The following is an 18,095-nucleotide window of genomic DNA, read 5'->3' on the forward strand; positions in this document are numbered from 1 at the left end:
AGTTTTAGCCGGGACAGTCTGGCGTGCGCCTGGGAGCGAATGCAAGGACCGTTGACTTCGTAGAGCAATGACTCTAAAAACCCCTGCATAACGTTAATAAGGACTGCTGCGATGCCCGTCGAATCCAAGCTTCTGCCCTATGCAGACGATGCCCCTCCCTTTCGCAGCAGCCTGGAGCAGGTATTCGACGAACAACGTCGCGCATTCGCCGCCAATCCGATGCCGACGCTGCAAGAACGCAAGCAATGGCTCGACCGCCTGCACGGGCTGCTCAGCACCGAGCGTCAGGCGATCATTGACGCGATCAGCGCTGATTTCAGCCACCGCAGCGCCGATGAAACGCTCCTCGCCGAGCTGATGCCCTGCCTGCACAACATCCGCCATGCCCAGCGTCATTTGAAGCAATGGATGCGGCCTTCCCGCCGAAGCGTCGGCCTGGCGTTCCAGCCCGCGAGCGCGAAAGTCGTTTACCAGCCATTAGGCGTGATTGGCGTGGTGGTGCCGTGGAATTACCCGCTGTATCTGGCCATCGGGCCGCTGGTGGGCGCGTTGGCGGCGGGTAACCGCGTGATGCTCAAGCTCAGCGAATCCACGCCCGCCACCGGCGCTTTGCTAAAAAGCCTGCTGGCACGAGTGTTTGCGGAGGATCACGTCGGGGTTGTGCTGGGCGAGGCGGAGGTCGGCGCGGCCTTTTCGAGGTTACCGTTTGATCACTTATTGTTCACGGGCGCCACCAGCGTCGGGCGGCATGTCATGCGCGCGGCGGCGGAAAACCTCACGCCCGTGACGCTGGAGCTGGGCGGTAAATCCCCCGCCATCGTGTCCCGCGACATCCCGCTCAAGGCCGCCGCCGAACGCATCGCTTTCGGCAAAAGCCTCAACGCCGGACAAACCTGCGTAGCGCCCGACTACGTGCTGGTGCCCAGGGATCGCGTTGACGAATTCGTCGAATCCTACAGGGAAGCGGTCATGCGTTTTTATCCCACGCTGGCCGACAACCCGGACTACACCGCAATCATCAATCAGCGGCATGTCGCACGGCTGAATTCGTATCTCGCCGACGCGCAAACCAAGGGTGCCAGGGTGGTTCAGCTGTTCGCCGAGGGGCAGGACCGCAGAATGCCGTTCAGCCTGATTCTGGATGTGAGCGACGACATGCTGATCATGCAGGACGAGATCTTCGGACCGCTGCTGCCGATCGTGCCCTATGACCACATCGAGCACGCGTTCGCCTACATCAATCAACGCCCAAGGCCACTGGCGCTGTACTACTTCGGCTACGACCGACATGAACAGAACCGCGTGCTGGAGCAGACGCATTCGGGCGGCGTCTGCCTGAATGACACCCTGCTGCATGTCGCTCAGGACGACTTGCCTTTCGGCGGCATCGGCGCGTCGGGCATGGGCCATTACCACGGGCACGAAGGGTTTCTGACGTTCAGTCATGCCAAAGGCGTGCTGATCAAACAACGCTTCAACGCCGCACGCCTGATCTACCCGCCCTATGGAAAGGCGATCCAGAAATTGATTCAGCGACTGTTCGTGCGCTGATGCGTGTGCGAATTCACACCGACACAACGCGCCCCGCAGGACTGGCTGTGGAACATTCTGGGGCCGGCTTAGCCGGGAATGCATTTGGCGTCACGCCGCAAATCTAATGGCGCCCACACCGGCCTATTCCCGGCTGAAGCCGGTCCCACTATGAGACCGCATGCAGTCGGCGGGGATGGCTGTGGAACATTGCAGGACTGGCTTTCGCCGGGAAGGCATTTGGCGTCACGCCGTAAAACCAAGGGTTATCACGCCGGCAGGCCCACTCCAGACTTGCGCGACTTGGCCGGCTCAGCGTGCTGCGCTACCATCCAGTCCCCAACGAACTCCGACCAGGACGACGCGATGAACCGAGTGTTGTACCCCGGCACCTTCGACCCTATCACCAAGGGTCATGGCGATCTGGTCGAGCGCGCTTCGCGCCTGTTCGATCAAGTGGTCATTGCCGTCGCCGCCAGCCCCAAGAAAAATCCCCTGTTTCCGCTGGAGCAACGGGTTGCGCTTGCCCGCGAAGCGACCAAACACCTGCACAACGTGGAGGTCGTAGGATTCTCGACACTGCTGGCACACTTCGCCCAGGAACAGAACGCCAACATCCTGCTGCGCGGCCTGCGTGCGGTGTCGGATTTCGAGTACGAATTTCAGCTCGCCAACATGAACAAGCAACTGGCCCCGGACATCGAAAGTCTTTTTCTTACGCCGTCCGAACGCTATTCGTTCATTTCATCTACGCTGGTCAGGGAAATCGCAGCGTTAGGTGGTGATATCACCAAATTCGTACACCCCGCCGTGGCCCAGGCGCTGAGCGAACGCTTCAAAAAAGCCTGAGGCCTTGCGTCGAGGCGAGGTGCATACCGAGCGCTAATGCGGCACAATCCGCCGCATTCGTTTTGATATGCCCCGGTGTCGACCGTGGCAGGAGTATCCATGTCCCTGATCATCACCGACGACTGCATCAACTGCGACGTCTGCGAACCCGAGTGCCCGAACGAAGCGATTTCCCAGGGTGAAGAGATCTACGTGATCAATCCCAACCTGTGCACCGAATGCGTGGGTCACTATGACGAGCCGCAGTGCCAGCAAGTCTGCCCTGTGGACTGCATCCCGCTGGACGAAAACCACGTGGAGAGCAAGGACGAGCTCATGGCCAAGTACAACCTGATCACAAGCAAGGCATAACCGAACGCATATCCTGTCGGCATACGTGCTTTCGCCGAAGACACTGGCTTAACGCCTGTTGAATTGAGCGAGATACGCATGATCTCTATGCTGGAACGGATACCTGTTTTGTCAGGCGCAGTGTTTCTGCTGTGGGTTTTTTCGGCCCAGGCCAGCCCCGATCACCCTGATCAGGCCGCCATTGCCAGTCCGCACCCCATTGCGACGGCCGCCGGTCAGGAAATCCTGGTCGACGGCGGCAACGCATTCGATGCCGCAATCGCCATCAGCGCGACCCTCGCCGTTGTGGAGCCCTACGGGTCGGGCCTCGGCGGCGGCGGGTTTTTCCTGCTGCGCCAATCCGGCGACCCCGTTCAGTATCAGTTTCTCGACGCGCGCGAAAAGGCGCCGCTCAAATCCAAACCCAAAATGTTCCACCGCAAAGGCATCCTCCAGCCGGACCTGTCCCTCAACGGACCTCTGGCGGCCGCGATTCCCGGGCTTCCCGCTGCGCTGGTCGAACTCGCCGAACGCTATGGCCGATTGCCGCTTTCGATTTCACTCGCGCCGGCAATCCGGGTCGCCTATCGCGGTTTCAAAGTGGACAGTGTTTATCGCGAACGCGCCAGTTGGCGGCTGTTCGCGCTGCGTAATGACAAGGAGAGTGCGCGCCTGTTTCTGCGCAACAACGATGTGCCAAATCTGGGTGACGTCATCACCCAGCCGGAACTGGCGCAGACGCTGGAGCGCCTTGCCGACAATGGCCGCGCAGGGTTCTACAGCGGTCTGGTGGCGCAGGCGATGGTCAGCGGCGTTCGCCGCGCAGGGGGCATCTGGAATTACCACGATTTCGAAGAATATGAAGTCGTCACGCGCACGCCTCTGCGCGTTCAGATGGCCCATCAACGGGAGCTGATCAGCGCACCTCCGCCCTCGGCAGGTGGCATCGCTCTGGCGCAAAGCCTGTTCATGCTGCAACAACTGCCGTGGCGGGAGTCAGGGAAAATCCAGCGGGCGCACTTGGTGATCGAGGCACTGCGCCGCGCTTACCGTGATCGCGTATTGCTGGGGGACCCTGACTTCGTGCCCAATCCGGTGGCTCAACTGCTCTCCCCCGACTACCTGCTGCAACTCACCACCAGCATCGACCCCCACCGCGCCACGCCCAACAACATCCTGCCACCCGCCCCGCGCTGGCGTGAGGGCGATAACACCAGCCATTTCGCGGTCCTGGATAACGAGGGCAACGCCGTCACGGCGACACTCTCGCTGAATCTGCCCTTCGGCTCCGCGTTCACCGTGCCTGGCACCGGGATCATCCTCAACGATGAAATGGACGACTTTGCCATCGACCCCAAAGGCCAAAGCACCTCGGCGGCGGCAGGCGGTCACGCCAACGCCATTGAGCCGGGCAAGCGGCCCCTCTCCAGCATGAGCCCGAGTTTCATAGAAGGCCCGCAGTCCCTCGCAGCCTTCGGCACCCCGGGCGGCAGCCGTATCCCCAGCATGGTGCTGCTGTCGATACTGCAATACCTGGATGATCAGCCGATTGCCAACTGGGCATCAACGCCGCGCTATCACCACCAGCATACGCCAGATGTGGTCGAGTACGAGCCTGGGACTTTCACGGAGCAGGAACTGGCTGACCTGCGCGAGCGCGGTTACACGCTGAAAGAGACGGCGAAGGATTTTGGCAACCAGCAGGTGTTGTTGTGGCACAAGAACAGTGGCCGGGTTGAAGCGGCCAGTGATCCACGCGGCATTGGCGTTTCGACGATATTCAAACCCGATGGCGCGCTGAAGCTGATGCGCGCCTGCGCCGATCAGTCCTGCTTGCCGTAACCATCGCCGGTGCAACCCAGGCAGCGGACAAATGCCGCCTTGCCCGGATCCACGACCAGCGCCTTGCCGGTGCGGCCAATGCCGCCACCGGCGGCGGTAAACGGCAATGCAACCACAAACAACCCGGCGCCAATGACGGTGGCAACGATGAGAATCGGCCGCGCAATCAGCAGGTCGCCGATCATCGCGTAGGCAGGAGGGCTTTCGATTTCGTAGACGGGATCACCACTGCCTGTCGCGTCCTGAGCCAGCGCAGGCGTGAATTGCAAGCCGAAGAACACGGCCAACGTGGCAGCAAGCATGCGAAACGGGCTCATGGCATGGTCCTTCAGGCTAAGGCAGATATGAAGCTGTTCACTATAAACAGGGCGCGGGCTTACGCAAGGGGCGGCGTGTCTCACTGACGACACACGCCCTGTAGGAGACGTCGGACAAACCCTGGCGATCAAGCGGCGGTCAGTACTTCCTGTCGCCGCCGGGAATTATTTCTGGCACTTCGGGCAGTAAACGCTGGCCCGCTGACCCAGCTTCACTTCTCGCAGCGTGGTCCCGCAGACCTTGCACGGCTGCTCGCCGCGGCCGTACGCGAACAGTTCCTGCTGGAAGTAGCCGGGCTGGCCGTCCCCGCCGATGAAATCCCGCAGCGTCGTCCCGCCTCGCTCGATGGCGGCGGCCAGGATGCGTTTGATTTCAATCGCCAGCTTTATATAGCGCGCCTTGGAAACGCTCCCGGCGGCACGGCGCGGATCGATTCCGGCGGCAAACAGGGCTTCGGTCGCATAGATGTTGCCGACGCCCACCACGATTGCGTTGTCCATAATGAACGGCTTGACTGCCATCGCCCGGCCGCGAGACAGCTCGAACAGACGCAAACCATCAAACACCTCGGTCAGCGGTTCCGGCCCCAGGCGCGCGAGCAGCTCGTGGTTGAGCGGATCCAGGCTCCAGAGCATGGCGCCGAAACGACGGGGGTCGGTGTAGCGCAAGGCCAGGCCGGACTCAAGTTCGATGTCGACGTGCTCATGCTTGAGCGGCGGCAGACCGGCATCCACCAGGCGCAGATTGCCCGACATGCCGAGGTGGCTGATCAAGGTGCCGACCTCCGCCTGGATCAGCAGATACTTGGCGCGGCGCTCGACGGCCACGATTTTCTGCCCCGACAGGCGCACGTCGAGGTCTTCGGGGATCGGCCAGCGCAGGCGACGATCGCGCACGATCACCCGGCTGACGCGCTGGCCCACCAGATGCGGTGCGATGCCCCGACGAGTGGTTTCGACTTCAGGTAATTCAGGCATGGGGCCGCTCGATGAAGGGTAAGATCAGGTGCGCAGGGTCAGTGCGCACTCAGCTCACGAATACTTTCTTTGAGGTTTTCGAAGTCATAGTCAGAGAAGCCGACGTAGTCGAGCACCAGAGGACCAATGCTGTTCCACTCGTGGTCGACGGGCTCGTTGCCCAGGACGCGGTGAGATTCGCACACATGCTCGGCCATTTTCAGCACGGCCAGCATGTTTTTCAGTGGCGCGTTGCGACCCGAGTCGTCCTGAAAAATCGCCAGTGCGTTGTGGTGATTGGCAATGGCGTTGCTCACATGTTCAGGCAAACGCCAGGACTTGGCAGTGAAATAACCGACAACGGCGTGGTTGGTGTTCAGCAGCCTGTTCTCGGTGTCGACGACGCGGCACTCGGCGGTGGCGTTGGAATACGCTTCTTCGAGCACGCTCATGTAATCGGGGAAACGCTTGATCATCAGCGGCACGCCGCAGTCATGAAACAGACCCAGCGCGTAGGATTCGTCCACGGTTTGTGAGCCGATGCGCTTGGCGATCGTCAGACTGGTCATCGCAACGTCCTGGGCGGTGTCCCAGAAACGGTTGAGCACGACGATGGTTTCGTCACTCATCTCGCCCTTGATCGACTGCGCGTTGATCAGGTTGATGACCGAGCGACTGCCGAGCAGATTCACCGCCCGCTGAATCGAAGCGATTTTATTGCTCAGGCCGTAATGGCTGGAATTGACGATTTTCAGCAGCGCGCCGGAAAGCCCCGGATCCTGGGCGATCAACCGGGCGATGGCACCCAGGTCAGGGTCGGGCATGTACTGCTCCATCTGCAAATCCACCATGATTTGCGGCTGGGGCGGGACGCTGATGCCTTGTAACGCCTGCTGGATCTGCTCGGACGTAAGCTCTTGGGACATAACTTCACACTCGGGGTCAGGGCACGATTCTAACCCCTAGCGGCCATGCGTCGACAACTGGATGACGATTCAACGGATCCGACGGACAGCCAGACGGTAACAGAGCACGGCGCGCCCGCCAGCCGGCTGACGCGCTATACTCCCGCTCTTTTTTCCGGAGCGACGTCATGTCCCTGCCTAGCTTGCGCCTCAAGCCCAACGCCGATCGCCGCCTGCGCGCCGGTCATTTGTGGGTCTACAGCAACGAAATCGACGTCGCTGCCACCCCGCTCAACGGCTTTGCTCCTGGCGCTCAAGCCATTCTCGAAGCCGCGGGTGGCAAGCCGCTGGGCATCGTCGCGATGAGCCCGCAAAACCTGATCTGCGCACGGTTGCTGTCCCGCGACGTCAAGCTGCCACTGGACAAGTCGTTGCTCGTTCATCGCCTGAACGTCTGCCTGTCGCTGCGCGAGCGTCTGTTCGACAAGCCGTTTTATCGCCTGGTCTATGGCGACTCCGACCTGCTGCCGGGTCTGGTAGTCGATCGTTTCGGCGACATTCTGGTGGTGCAGCTGGCGTCAGCCGCCATGGAGCAACTGAAAGACGACGTGCTGGCTGCGCTGATTCAAGTGATCAAGCCGAGCGGCATTCTGCTGAAGAACGACTCCGCCGCGCGCGACGCCGAAGGGCTGAACCGCTACGTTGAAACCGCGTTCGGCCTGGTGCCGGAGTGGGTCGCGCTGGAAGAGAACGGCGTGAAATTCGAAGCGCCGGTGATGGAAGGCCAGAAGACCGGCTGGTTCTACGACCATCGCATGAACCGCGCGCGCCTGGCGCCTTACGCCAAGGGCAAGCGTGTGCTGGACCTGTTCAGTTACATCGGCGGCTGGGGCATTCAGGCCGGTGCGTTCGGCGCCAGCGAAGTGTTCTGCGTGGATGCGTCCGCCTTTGCGCTGGACGGGGTAGAGCGTAACGCAGCGCTGAACGGCTTCGCGGAGAAGGTCACCTGCATCGAAGGCGACGTGTTTGAAGCGCTGAAGGAGCTGAAAGCCGCTGAAGAGCGTTTCGACGTGATCATCGCCGACCCGCCCGCGTTCATCAAACGCAAGAAAGACATGAAAAACGGCGAAGGCGCCTACCGCCGCCTGAACGAGCAAGCCATGCGCCTGCTCAGCAAGGACGGCATTCTAGTCAGCGCTTCCTGCTCGATGCACCTGCCGGAAGACGATCTGCAAAACATCCTGCTGACCAGCGCCCGCCATCTTGACCGCAACATCCAGCTGCTCGAGCGCGGCGGCCAGGGCCCGGACCACCCGGTCCACCCTGCGATCCCAGAGACGCGCTACATCAAAAGCATCACCTGCCGGTTGTTGCCGAACAGCTGATGGCTGTGGCGTAAAGAGATCGCCCATTTATGCAGATCCCGCGCGGATCTGTAGGCGACTGATCCTTGTGGGAGTGAGCTTGCTCACGAAGACGGCGTTGCACCCGCTGAAGCTTTAGCGAATGTACCGCCACCTTCGTGAGCAAGCTCACTCCCACAGTTGCGTTTGCCTGCAGATAGATCAGTGTTATCAGACCGATGAATCCGCAGCACCACTTCCCGCCATTCCCTCCCGCCCTCACAGGTGTAGAATCAGCGCTATTCATCGCCAGTCATCCCCCGGCGGGTTTATGAGCTCAGGCTGGGCGTACGGTGATCCCGTATCGTTCGGTTTCTTCGCTGCATCCGGTCACTGCCTTTTGCACACGACGTCACTAGAAGCTCACTCCCTTCCTTATTCAGCCGATTAGCCGGAGTGTTCCAATGCCTGATTACCGTTCGAAAACGTCCACCCACGGCCGCAATATGGCCGGCGCGCGCGCCTTGTGGCGTGCCACGGGCATGAAGGACGACGATTTCAAGAAGCCGATCATCGCCATCGCCAACTCGTTCACCCAGTTCGTACCGGGCCATGTCCACTTGAAGGACATGGGTCAGCTGGTGGCGCGCGAGATCGAAAGAGCAGGCGGCGTCGCCAAGGAATTCAATACCATCGCGGTGGATGACGGCATCGCCATGGGCCATGACGGGATGCTGTATTCGCTGCCAAGCCGCGAGATCATTGCCGACTCGGTCGAATACATGGTCAACGCCCACTGCGCCGATGCGATTGTCTGCATCTCCAACTGCGACAAGATCACACCCGGCATGCTGATGGCTGCGTTGCGCCTGAACATCCCGGTGGTCTTCGTCTCCGGCGGTCCGATGGAAGCCGGCAAGACCAAGCTCGCCAGCCACGGCCTGGACTTGGTCGACGCCATGGTCATCGCTGCCGACTCCACCGCGTCCGACGAAAAAGTCGCTGAATACGAGCGCAGCGCCTGCCCGACGTGCGGTTCGTGCTCCGGGATGTTCACCGCCAACTCGATGAACTGCCTGACCGAAGCCCTGGGCCTTGCGCTGCCGGGCAACGGCTCGACGCTGGCGACCCACTCCGACCGCGAACAGCTGTTCCTGCAGGCCGGCCGCACCATCGTCGACCTGTGCAAAACCTATTACAAAGACAATGACGACTCGGTGCTGCCGCGCAACATCGCCAACTTCAAGGCGTTCGAGAACGCGATGACCCTCGACATTGCCATGGGCGGCTCGACCAACACCATCCTGCATTTGCTGGCCGCTGCCCAGGAAGCCGAGATTCCGTTCGACCTGCGCGACATCGATCGCCTGTCGCGCCGCGTGCCGCAACTGTGCAAGGTCGCGCCGAATATCCAGAAGTACCACATGGAAGACGTCCACCGCGCCGGCGGCATCTTCAGCATTCTGGGCTCGCTGGCCCGTGGCGGACTGCTGCACACCGACCTGCCGACCGTGCACAGCAAATCCATGGAAGAAGCCATCGCCAAGTGGGACATCACCCAGACTGACGACGAAGCGGTGCATCACTTCTTCAAAGCGGGCCCTGCCGGTATTCCGACCCAGACGGCCTTCAGCCAGTCGACCCGTTGGGAAACCCTGGACGACGACCGCGAGAACGGCTGCATCCGCAGCGTCGAGCACGCCTACTCGCAAGAAGGCGGCCTGGCCGTGCTGTACGGCAACATCGCGCTCGACGGCTGCGTGGTAAAAACCGCCGGCGTGGACGAATCGATTCATGTGTTCGAAGGCAACGCCAAGATTTTCGAAAGCCAGGACAGCGCCGTTCGCGGCATTCTGGCGGACGAGGTGAAGGCCGGGGACATCGTGATCATCCGTTACGAAGGTCCGAAAGGCGGCCCGGGCATGCAGGAAATGCTGTACCCGACGTCATACCTGAAATCCAAAGGCCTGGGCAAAGACTGTGCGCTGCTGACCGACGGACGTTTCTCGGGCGGGACCTCTGGCCTGTCCATCGGCCACGCTTCTCCTGAAGCCGCAGCCGGCGGCGCGATCGGTCTGGTTCGTGACGGCGACAAAGTGCTGATCGACATTCCGAATCGCTCGATCAACCTGATGATCGACGACGCGGAAATGGCCGAACGTCGCGCCGAGCAGGAAAAGAAAGGCTGGAAGCCGGTTGAGTCGCGCCCGCGCAAGGTGACCACCGCCCTCAAGGCCTACGCCCTGCTGGCGACCAGCGCCGACAAAGGTGCTGTGCGTGACAAGGCCCTGCTGGACAAGCTGGTGCCGTAAGCATCACCCCGCACTGAAAAACACCCCGCCTGTCGGGGTGTTCTTTTGTCTGCCGGCCGCTTTAAAGAGGCAAGGCTCGACCATCCGTCGAACATCCACCCGGGCCCATCAATTCCGCCGGCAACGGATCCAGACACCGGCGGTTCATGAGCCGATCGCTACGGTGATCGCACCCAACAGCAGGCAAAGACTGGCCACCAACGTCAGACGCAGACGCATCGGCAAATACCAGGCGGGCAGTGTTGTCGCCTTCACCAGACGCCGGTCCTGCCAGTAGTGCGTGACAAAACCTAAAATCAACAGCAAAAGCCCCAGCGGTGCCGGCAATAACAGAGCGGGCCAGGCGATCAGTGCCGGGATGACACTCCAGATGAACCGCTCGCGACATTGATCGGCACTCAATCCTTGCAGGGTCATGGCGAACCCCCAATGCAGCGCGCCCACAAAGCTCAGGATCACCGCCCCGTAAGCAACCAGCGCTTGCGTCAAGAAAGGGCGATATTCGACTGAAAAAAGAATCAGCAACAGCAGCCCAACGAACGGCAGCAACCCCCCATAGCCCAGCAGGGCGACATACCTTGGCGACGAAGACAGCGACAACGCTTTCATTTGAGCCCCTTCCAGTCATTTACTTGAAAGACTATCGCTCAAAAGCGCAATCCTGTTTAGCTTCTCTTCGCTCGAACGGAAAAAGGACCACGTCCTCAAACCAACTGATCAAGGCCTTGATCCCTAGACGCTGAGACCTTCATATGAATACGTTGATCTATTGGTTCCGTCAGGACCTTCGGCTTGCTGACAACCCAGCGTTCACTCACGCATGTGAAATTGCTGACACGCTGCTGCCGGTTTACTGCACACCCGTGACGACATCGTCGCCATGGGGATTCGAGCGCATCGGCGCCCATCGTCAGTATTTCGAACAATCAGCGGTCAGCGCACTGGCCGAGCAGTTGCGGGCTCACGGCAGTGGGTTGATGCAGATCGAGGGTGATCCGGTGGAGCGGCTCGTCGCCCTGGCCCACGAATGGGGTGTCGATACGGTCATCTGCGAACGCATCGCGGCGCCGGAAGAGGAAGCACAGGTGCAGGGCCTTCGCGCAGCGGGATTGACCGTGGAAGATCACTGGCAGTCGACGCTGTTTTCGCTGGATGAGTTGCCGATGGCGGTCGAGGAGTTGCCCGACGTATTCAGCAGCTTTCGTCGTCTTGTGGAAAAAGCCCACACTTCTGCGCGCCCCGTCATACCGTCGCCAACGACGATTCCTGCGCTGCCCCCAGGTTCGAGCATCAAGCCGGTCACGCTGCAGGCGCCTCCCGCTTTGGACACCCGCTCGGCATTTCCTTACCAACAGCAAGCGTTCCACGGTGGCGAGCATGCAGCCATTGAGCATCTGCAGCAGTATTTCAGCCGCGGATTGGCGAACAGCTACAAAGCCACGCGCAACAACTTGAGCGCAGTCGACGACTCAACCAAATTTTCGCCCTGGCTTGCACGGGGTTCGCTGTCAGCGCCTCAGATTGATCAGGCGTTGAAGGCTTTCGAGGCCGAACACGGCGCCAACGACAGCAAGTACTGGATCTATTTCGAGTTGCTGTGGCGCGATTACTTCCGCTTGCTGCATCTGAAATACGGCAGGTTTCTCTACCGCGCCAGCGGCCTGAAAGGTGGCAGCGAGCCGGGCCACAACCCACAGGGGTTCGCGCGCTGGTGTCGGGGTGAAACCGGAGAGGCGTTGATTGACGCTGGCATGCGGGAATTGGCGGCAACCGGCTATTTATCCAACCGAATGCGCCAGATCGTCGCCAGTTACCTGATTTTTGACCTGAAGGGCGATTGGCGCGCCGGGGCCGCCTGGTTCGAAGCGCAGCTGGTGGATTACGACGTCTACAGCAATCAGGGCAATTGGCTGTACATCGCCGGCTACGGAACGGACCCGAGGGGCGGTCGGCGATTCAACACCACGAAGCAGGCGGACGAACATGATGCCGACGGCGCCTACCGCAGGCTATGGGCCTGACAGTGCGCGGCACGGCATATCGCCACGCCGCGCGATGAGACGGCTTACTGAATCTCGTCCGGCTTGACGATCACCCAGTTCTTGTCCGCCGTCACCGGCAAGCCCTCTTTGGCCTGCGCCTCGGCGTTGGTCTTCATCATGCCGTTGAGCTGGGTCATGTACTTGTCCTTGCGATTGACCCACAGGTGAACGCCGCCTTTGCTGACGTCGACGCTGTGGAACAGCATGTAACCGTCGCTGGTAGGGGTGTCGCCGCCCACCAGCACCGGTTTTTTCCACTGATCGATGTAGGTCAGGATCGCCGCCTGCTTGCCGGCCATCCACGTCGCCGGGGTCCACAGGTAAGGCGTCAGCTCAAGACCAAGGTTGGCTTTTTCATCGTATTTGCCGGCGGTGATTTGCTTGCGCGCGGTGGTCAGCTCGCCTGTCTCGCGGTTTTTCAGCAGCGTGGTCACGCCGATGACGTTCTGCGGCTTCACGTTGTAGCCGTATTTAGGATCAGAGGCGACCATGCGCACCAGCTCTTCTGACGCCGCGGTCATCACATAGACCTCGATGCCGTTTTCCATCAGCTTGTTGTACAGCTCGGCCTGGCCGGTGAAGACCTTGGGCGGCTGCACTTCGATGGTCTTGACCACGTCGCCTTCGTAATACGTGCTTGGTACGGGTTTACCCGAGGCCATCAGCTCGTCGACGTAGCCTTTGAGTTCTTTGAGGGTGAAGCCGGAAAACACTTGCGCGACCCATGGATAACAGACCATGTCGTCGATTTCGCACAGCCGGTAGTAATAGCTGAACAGGCTTTCCTTATGGTCAGCGGTGTCCTTGAACGGGATGAGCTTGAGAGAAGGATCGAGTTTGTCGCGGGTGATCAGCCCTTTGTTTTCCATGAACGGCAGCAGTGACTCTTCCAGGTCGTAGCGGTAGCTGGTGTTGTCCATGTCGAAAACGGCGAAGTTACCTTTGTTGGCGTTCGCCGCAATCATTGCGTTGAGCTGCTTGGCGGCAGGCGCAGGCCAGTGGGTCAGTTCGGTGGCGAGTGCCTGTCCGGCCAGGCCCAGACACAGTGCGGTGGCCAATAATGTTGGTACGAATTTCATGGTGATCCCCTCCCCTTTTTTGGTTCGAGGAGGACCGTAACAAAAAGCCATGACTGTTTCGATGCGTCAGCGACAACGTCCGTCCTCACCGCGTCACCTCGGGCGCCATTCGCGACAGATGACATGAAAACGACGTTTTTGTGACAACGCTTGAGCTGCTTAAACTCGTGGGAGCGAGCTTGCTCGCGAATAGGCCAGCACATCCCCTAAATCTTCACCGGCTGAAATGCCATCTTCGTGAGCAAGCTCACTCCCACAGTTGATCGCATTCCCCCTGTAGGAGTGAGCTTGCTCGCGATAGCGATATCAGGCCCTTTCCCAAACCTCGAAACTGTACGCAGGCTTGTCATCCAGTGCCGGGTTTGGCGTGTCGGAAACCAGTTTCCACTGCGCCAGATCGAATTCCGGAAACCACGCATCGCCTTCGGGACTCAACGCAACGCGGGTGAGGTACAGGCGGTCAGCGTGCTCGAGGGCCTGGCCGTAAAGCTGGGCGCCGCCGATCAGCATCACTTCGCTGACACCTTGCTCGCGCGCCCACTCTTCCGCGCGGTGCACCGCCGCGTCCAGAGAGGTAAATACTTCGGCGCCTTCAAGCTGCAAATCCTGCTGGCGCGTGACCACCAGATTCAACCGACCCGGCAGCGGACGGCCCAGGGAATCCCAGGTCTTGCGACCCATGATGATCGGCTTGCCCAGCGTGGTTGCCTTGAAATATTTGAAATCGCCCGGCAGGTGCCAGGGCATGGAATTGTCGACGCCGATGACCCGGTTTTCAGCGAGTGCGGCGATCAAGCTCAGGGGGAGATGTTTTTTCATGGTGCGAGGATATCAGAGGCCACCCCCTGATTCCTTCCCCGGAGTGCGAGCCGAATGACCATCGCCCGGAAGGCCCCTATCGCGAGCAAGCTCACTCCTACAATGGCCGCAGATGGCGGAAAATTGCGAACGACGAACCTGTAGGAGTGAGCTTGCTCGCGATGGCGGTTGTCCAAACAACGCGAACCCTTGGCAATGCGTGATCGCAGCCACACCGGTTATGCTCACCCACGACTTTACCGACGAGACGCCGCGTGACTGCACTGACTCCCCTTGATGAACTCTGGCTGACCGAAGCCGTGCGCCTGCGTGAAGAATACGCCGGCGCGCTCGAAGACGAAGAAGCCAATCGCCGCGCTCGCGTTGCTGCGGGCGACCTGCAAACCCGGATCAAACACCGTGCCCTGTGGCTCGCCGAACGTGACGGCATGCGCAAGGCCCTGCACCACTGGAAACAAGGCGCACGGCTGGCGTTGATCGTGCTGGCGGTGTTCGCGGTGGTCAGCGGCGCCGGACTGGCTTTCGCCGCATTGGGCGACGGACAGACGCCCGTCAATGTGTTCTGGGCGCTGGGCAGCCTGCTCGGGCTTAACCTGATTCTGCTGACAAGCTGGGCGATGGGCCTGCTCTTCGTCGGGGAAAATACCGCCGGCCTCGGTCGCCTCTGGATGTGGCTCAGCGAGAAGCTGGCACGCGATGCCCAGGCCGCGCAGCTAGCGCCGGCATTGATATTGCTGCTGCAACGCAAGCGTCTGAACCGCTGGGTGCTGGGCATCTGCGTCAATGGCCTGTGGCTGCTCGCCCTGCTCAGCGCTCTGACCCTGCTGCTGTTACTGATGGCGACGCGGCGCTACGGCTTCGTCTGGGAAACCACCATTCTGGGCAGCGACACCTTTGTCAGCCTGACCCGAGGCCTGGGGACGATTCCGTCGTTGCTGGGTTTCAGCGTGCCGACCGAACCGATGATTCGCGCCAGCGGTGATAACGCGCTCGCCATTGAAAACGCCCGTCAGGCCTGGGCTGGATGGCTGGTCGGCGTGCTGGTGGTATTCGGTATTGTGCCGCGTCTTCTGCTGACGGTGCTGTGTTACCTGCGTTGGCGCGTGGGTCGACAAGGGTTGGCGCTGGATCTGAGTCACCCCGGCTTCGTCGAACTGCGCGAGCGCTTGATGCCCAGCAGTGAACGGCTGGGCATCAACGATGCAGCGCCTCCTGAGCTTCACGCGGTAACCTCCGGTCCGTCGGCGAGCGAAAGCCAGGGCGCGCTGCTGGTCGCCATCGAGCTGGACAATCAGCAGCCGTGGCCGCCCGAGCTTCCCGACAACGTGGTCAATGCCGGCGTTCTCGACTCCCGGGAATCACGGCGCACACTGCTTGACCAACTGACACGCTATCCGCCCGCACGCCTTGCCATTGCCTGCGACCCACGTCGCTCGCCAGACCGCGGCAGCCTGGCGTTGATTGCAGAACTCGCGCGTTGCGCCACCTCGACACGCATCTGGCTGTTGCCGGCCCCCACCGGACAGGCGCTGGACGCCGACCGACTGGAGGATTGGCACACGGCGCTGCAGCAGCTTGAACTGAACTGGACCGACAGCGCGCCAGTGACCTGGCTGGAGAGCGGACATGACTGACAAGGACGCAATTCGACCGCTGAAACTGGCCGTGGTTGGCCACACCAACGTCGGCAAAACCTCGCTGTTGCGCACGCTGACCCGCGACGTCGGCTTCGGCGAAGTCTCCCATCGTCCGAGCACCACCCGGCACGTCGAAGGCGCGCGGTTGTCGGTGGATGGCGAGGCGCTACTTGAGCTGTACGACACGCCTGGCCTGGAAGACGCCATCGCCCTGCTGGATTATCTCGAGCGGCTGGACAGACCCGGCGAACGGCTCGACGGCCCGGCGCGGCTCGGGCGCTTTCTGGAGGGCAGCGAGGCGCGCCAGCGTTTCGAACAGGAGGCAAAGGTGCTGCGTCAGTTGCTCGCCTCCGACGCCGGCTTGTACGTGATCGACGCGCGAGAGCCGGTGCTCGCCAAATATCGCGACGAGCTGGCGGTCCTCGCCAGTTGCGGCAAACCCTTGCTGCCCGTGCTCAATTTTGTCAGCAGTGCGCAGCAGCGCGATCCGGACTGGCGTGAAGCGCTGGCGCGTCTCGGACTGCATGCGCTGGTGCGTTTTGACAGCGTCGCCCCACCGGAAGATGGCGAACGCCGTCTGTATGAAAGCCTCGCCCTGCTGCTGGAAACATCACGGGGAAGACTTGAGCGTCTTATCGCAGACCAGCAGGCCCAGCGTGAAGCTCGCAAGCAGAGCGCAGCCAGGCTGATCGCCGAACTGTTGCTGGACTGCGCAGCCTGTCGCCGAAGTGTGGCAACGGATTCCGGTCAGGTGCAGGCGGCGATCGATGACCTGCGCAAGGCCGTGCGCCAGCGCGAACAACGTTGTGTCGAGTCGCTGCTCAAGCTCTATGCCTTTCGTCGCGAAGACGCCTCGGCCAGCGATTTACCCTTGATGGATGGCCGTTGGGGCGATGATCTGTTCAATCCCGAAACCCTGAAATTGCTGGGCGTGCGCGTGGGTGGCGGTATCGCTGCGGGCGCGGCCGCAGGTGCTGGCGTGGATTTGCTGGTTGGCGGCATCACGCTGGGTGCGGCGGCACTGGTCGGCGCGATTGCCGGCGGCGCCCTGCAAACAGCGCGCAGTTATGGCAGCCGGTTGATGGACAAATTCAAGGGGCAGCGCGAACTGACGGTCGACGATGCCGTGCTCCGACTGCTGGCGCTGCGCCAACGGCAACTGCTGCAAGCCTTGGAGGTGCGGGGTCATGCCGCGATAGAGAGCATCAAACTTACGGCCCCTCTCGACAAAACCTGGCGCGAAGGCAAGTTGCCGGAGGCGCTGCATAAGGCGCGGGCGCACCCGCAATGGTCGTCGCTGAGTCCGGGGGCGAAGCTGAATCAAAGCGAGCGGCAGGAGCAAGTCGAGGCGTTGGCGAAGACCGTGCTCGTCTGAAATGAGCCACACGACTGATCGGGCGGCAAGCTGCCGACAGTCGCTTCAATCATTTTGCGGTAGGGGAATTGCGCGCGGACCGGTATGATCGCGCGCCCGATACACCCGGAAGCACACGCGCATGAAACCCACCTTGATCGCCGCTGCAGAACTCGACCGCATCGAGACCTGGCAGAAATACTCCAGCTATATGTGCGGGGGCTGCGTTTCCAGCTGCTGCACGCTGCCTGTGGAAGTGAAGATCAAGGACCTGATCCGCATCGGCATCGTTGACGAGTTCGAACAAGGGGATAACCCGAAGAACATCGCCAAGCGGTTGCAGAAGGACGGGATCGTCGAGCGCTTCAATCAGAAGTCCGGGATCTTCACCCTCCAGCGCATGAGCAACAACGATTGCCTGTACCTGGATCGCAAGAGCCGGCTGTGCACGATCTACGATAAGCGCCCCGACACCTGCCGCAATCACCCGAAGATCGGCCCTCGCCCGGGTTATTGCGCGTACAAGCCGAAAGAAGTCGTGCGCGAAAGCACCGGTACGCTGAACTCGAACTCAGGCCGTGTGCCGTTGAAGTTCTAAGCCCCTACAGAGTTCGGGTACGTCTTCCCGGCTAAAGCCGGTCTTACCAAAGGCGCGCGGACTTTAGTGGGACCGGCTTTAGCCGGGAAGGGGCCGATTCCAGCAACATCGCCCTCACAGCATCGACACCGGCCAAACCAAAATCCAGACAAACAAAAACGCCCCCGGCCTTTCGACCGGG

The 18,095-nt window shown here is 61.1% G+C and carries 16 protein-coding genes; 10 read left to right on the top strand and 6 right to left on the bottom strand.

Translation table 11 applies throughout. The features are described from left to right. Nucleotides 1-111: 111 nt before the first annotated feature. From ACYASU_RS08445 to ggt, 4 genes are all read left to right on the top strand, one after another. A complete protein-coding gene (locus tag ACYASU_RS08445) occupies nucleotides 112-1,551 on the top strand; it encodes a coniferyl aldehyde dehydrogenase (RefSeq protein ID WP_463582514.1) in 1,440 nt (479 codons plus the stop codon). A gap of 345 nt (nucleotides 1,552-1,896) precedes the next feature. Next, nucleotides 1,897-2,379, top strand: coding sequence for a pantetheine-phosphate adenylyltransferase (gene coaD, locus ACYASU_RS08450; RefSeq protein ID WP_192172999.1), 483 nt, complete (start codon nucleotides 1,897-1,899; stop codon nucleotides 2,377-2,379). A 99-nt stretch (nucleotides 2,380-2,478) separates the two neighbouring features. Beyond that, the gene (locus ACYASU_RS08455; RefSeq protein WP_065991092.1) at nucleotides 2,479-2,730 is read left to right on the top strand and encodes a YfhL family 4Fe-4S dicluster ferredoxin; all 252 of its coding nucleotides are present in this window, start codon (nucleotides 2,479-2,481) and stop codon (nucleotides 2,728-2,730) included. An 87-nt stretch (nucleotides 2,731-2,817) separates the two neighbouring features. Further along, nucleotides 2,818-4,551, top strand: coding sequence for a gamma-glutamyltransferase (gene ggt, locus ACYASU_RS08460; protein ID WP_463582568.1), 1,734 nt, complete (start codon nucleotides 2,818-2,820; stop codon nucleotides 4,549-4,551). On the opposite strand, the gene ACYASU_RS08465 is transcribed toward ggt, so the two are convergent. The 3 genes from ACYASU_RS08465 to ACYASU_RS08475 all read right to left on the bottom strand — a co-directional run bounded on the left by ACYASU_RS08465 (nucleotide 4,533) and on the right by ACYASU_RS08475 (nucleotide 6,751). Continuing rightward, nucleotides 4,533-4,868: a multidrug transporter gene (locus ACYASU_RS08465; RefSeq protein ID WP_192173001.1), complete on the bottom strand. Its 336-nt coding sequence runs from the start codon at nucleotides 4,866-4,868 to the stop codon at nucleotides 4,533-4,535. The genes ggt and ACYASU_RS08465 overlap by 19 nt on opposite strands. 165 nt (nucleotides 4,869-5,033) lie before the next feature. Then, a complete protein-coding gene (gene mutM / locus ACYASU_RS08470; RefSeq protein ID WP_282368664.1) occupies nucleotides 5,034-5,846 on the bottom strand; it encodes a bifunctional DNA-formamidopyrimidine glycosylase/DNA-(apurinic or apyrimidinic site) lyase in 813 nt (270 codons plus the stop codon). A 38-nt stretch (nucleotides 5,847-5,884) separates the two neighbouring features. Then, a complete protein-coding gene (locus ACYASU_RS08475) occupies nucleotides 5,885-6,751 on the bottom strand; it encodes an HDOD domain-containing protein (protein ID WP_192173003.1) in 867 nt (288 codons plus the stop codon). A gap of 167 nt (nucleotides 6,752-6,918) precedes the next feature. Between ACYASU_RS08475 and ACYASU_RS08480 the strand changes: the two genes are divergently transcribed. Together ACYASU_RS08480 and ilvD are read left to right on the top strand one after the other, a co-directional pair. Continuing rightward, nucleotides 6,919-8,115, top strand: a complete 1,197-nt coding sequence (locus ACYASU_RS08480; protein WP_237252892.1) for a class I SAM-dependent rRNA methyltransferase — start codon at nucleotides 6,919-6,921, stop codon at nucleotides 8,113-8,115. A 422-nt stretch (nucleotides 8,116-8,537) separates the two neighbouring features. Further along, nucleotides 8,538-10,385 (top strand): dihydroxy-acid dehydratase, encoded by a 1,848-nt coding sequence (gene ilvD / locus ACYASU_RS08485; protein ID WP_192173005.1) that lies wholly within the window; start codon nucleotides 8,538-8,540, stop codon nucleotides 10,383-10,385. A gap of 144 nt (nucleotides 10,386-10,529) precedes the next feature. Here the strand turns inward: ilvD and ACYASU_RS08490 are convergent, their stop codons facing one another. After that, nucleotides 10,530-10,994, bottom strand: coding sequence for a DUF3429 domain-containing protein (locus ACYASU_RS08490; RefSeq protein ID WP_463582515.1), 465 nt, complete (start codon nucleotides 10,992-10,994; stop codon nucleotides 10,530-10,532). 143 nt (nucleotides 10,995-11,137) lie between these two features. Here ACYASU_RS08490 and ACYASU_RS08495 point away from each other — a divergent pair, with 143 nt between their 5' ends. Next, nucleotides 11,138-12,406 carry a DASH family cryptochrome gene (locus tag ACYASU_RS08495; protein WP_463582516.1) on the top strand — a complete coding sequence of 423 codons (1,269 nt, stop codon included), beginning with the start codon at nucleotides 11,138-11,140 and terminating at the stop codon, nucleotides 12,404-12,406. A 44-nt stretch (nucleotides 12,407-12,450) separates the two neighbouring features. On the opposite strand, the gene ACYASU_RS08500 is transcribed toward ACYASU_RS08495, so the two are convergent. Next, nucleotides 12,451-13,506 (bottom strand): HAD family hydrolase, encoded by a 1,056-nt coding sequence (locus ACYASU_RS08500; RefSeq protein WP_463582517.1) that lies wholly within the window; start codon nucleotides 13,504-13,506, stop codon nucleotides 12,451-12,453. A 306-nt stretch (nucleotides 13,507-13,812) separates the two neighbouring features. Then, on the bottom strand, nucleotides 13,813-14,325 hold the full coding sequence (locus ACYASU_RS08505) for a dihydrofolate reductase (RefSeq protein WP_282373378.1): 513 nt from the start codon (nucleotides 14,323-14,325) through the stop codon (nucleotides 13,813-13,815). A 254-nt stretch (nucleotides 14,326-14,579) separates the two neighbouring features. On the opposite strand from ACYASU_RS08505, the gene ACYASU_RS08510 reads away from it, so the two are divergent. The 3 genes from ACYASU_RS08510 (at nucleotide 14,580) to ACYASU_RS08520 (ending at nucleotide 17,914) form a co-directional block, all read left to right on the top strand. Further along, nucleotides 14,580-15,959 carry a DUF2868 domain-containing protein gene (locus ACYASU_RS08510; RefSeq protein ID WP_463582518.1) on the top strand — a complete coding sequence of 460 codons (1,380 nt, stop codon included), beginning with the start codon at nucleotides 14,580-14,582 and terminating at the stop codon, nucleotides 15,957-15,959. Continuing rightward, nucleotides 15,952-17,337, top strand: a complete 1,386-nt coding sequence (locus ACYASU_RS08515; RefSeq protein ID WP_463582519.1) for a GTPase/DUF3482 domain-containing protein — start codon at nucleotides 15,952-15,954, stop codon at nucleotides 17,335-17,337. The genes ACYASU_RS08510 and ACYASU_RS08515 overlap by 8 nt, the downstream gene beginning before the upstream one ends. 121 nt (nucleotides 17,338-17,458) lie before the next feature. Next, nucleotides 17,459-17,914 (top strand): YkgJ family cysteine cluster protein, encoded by a 456-nt coding sequence (locus tag ACYASU_RS08520; RefSeq protein WP_074890161.1) that lies wholly within the window; start codon nucleotides 17,459-17,461, stop codon nucleotides 17,912-17,914. Nucleotides 17,915-18,095 lie beyond the last annotated feature (181 nt).

This window comes from Pseudomonas sp. HP_12 (assembly GCF_055283955.1).

Excerpts from the sequence above, each read along its gene's own strand:
- coaD (WP_192172999.1), top strand. The coding sequence starts at position 1,897 with ATGAACCGAGTGTTGTACCCCGGCACCTTCGACCCTATCACCAAGGGT.
- ACYASU_RS08520 (WP_074890161.1), top strand. The coding sequence starts at position 17,459 with ATGAAACCCACCTTGATCGCCGCTGCAGAACTCGACCGCATCGAGACC.
- ggt (WP_463582568.1), top strand. The coding sequence starts at position 2,818 with ATGCTGGAACGGATACCTGTTTTGTCAGGCGCAGTGTTTCTGCTGTGG.
- ACYASU_RS08500 (WP_463582517.1), bottom strand. The coding sequence starts at position 13,506 with ATGAAATTCGTACCAACATTATTGGCCACCGCACTGTGTCTGGGCCTG.
- ACYASU_RS08515 (WP_463582519.1), top strand. The coding sequence starts at position 15,952 with ATGACTGACAAGGACGCAATTCGACCGCTGAAACTGGCCGTGGTTGGC.
- ilvD (WP_192173005.1), top strand. The coding sequence starts at position 8,538 with ATGCCTGATTACCGTTCGAAAACGTCCACCCACGGCCGCAATATGGCC.
- ACYASU_RS08445 (WP_463582514.1), top strand. The coding sequence starts at position 112 with ATGCCCGTCGAATCCAAGCTTCTGCCCTATGCAGACGATGCCCCTCCC.
- ACYASU_RS08490 (WP_463582515.1), bottom strand. The coding sequence starts at position 10,994 with ATGAAAGCGTTGTCGCTGTCTTCGTCGCCAAGGTATGTCGCCCTGCTG.
- ACYASU_RS08455 (WP_065991092.1), top strand. The coding sequence starts at position 2,479 with ATGTCCCTGATCATCACCGACGACTGCATCAACTGCGACGTCTGCGAA.
- mutM (WP_282368664.1), bottom strand. The coding sequence starts at position 5,846 with ATGCCTGAATTACCTGAAGTCGAAACCACTCGTCGGGGCATCGCACCG.
- ACYASU_RS08465 (WP_192173001.1), bottom strand. The coding sequence starts at position 4,868 with ATGAGCCCGTTTCGCATGCTTGCTGCCACGTTGGCCGTGTTCTTCGGC.
- ACYASU_RS08495 (WP_463582516.1), top strand. The coding sequence starts at position 11,138 with ATGAATACGTTGATCTATTGGTTCCGTCAGGACCTTCGGCTTGCTGAC.
- ACYASU_RS08480 (WP_237252892.1), top strand. The coding sequence starts at position 6,919 with ATGTCCCTGCCTAGCTTGCGCCTCAAGCCCAACGCCGATCGCCGCCTG.
- ACYASU_RS08505 (WP_282373378.1), bottom strand. The coding sequence starts at position 14,325 with ATGAAAAAACATCTCCCCCTGAGCTTGATCGCCGCACTCGCTGAAAAC.
- ACYASU_RS08475 (WP_192173003.1), bottom strand. The coding sequence starts at position 6,751 with ATGTCCCAAGAGCTTACGTCCGAGCAGATCCAGCAGGCGTTACAAGGC.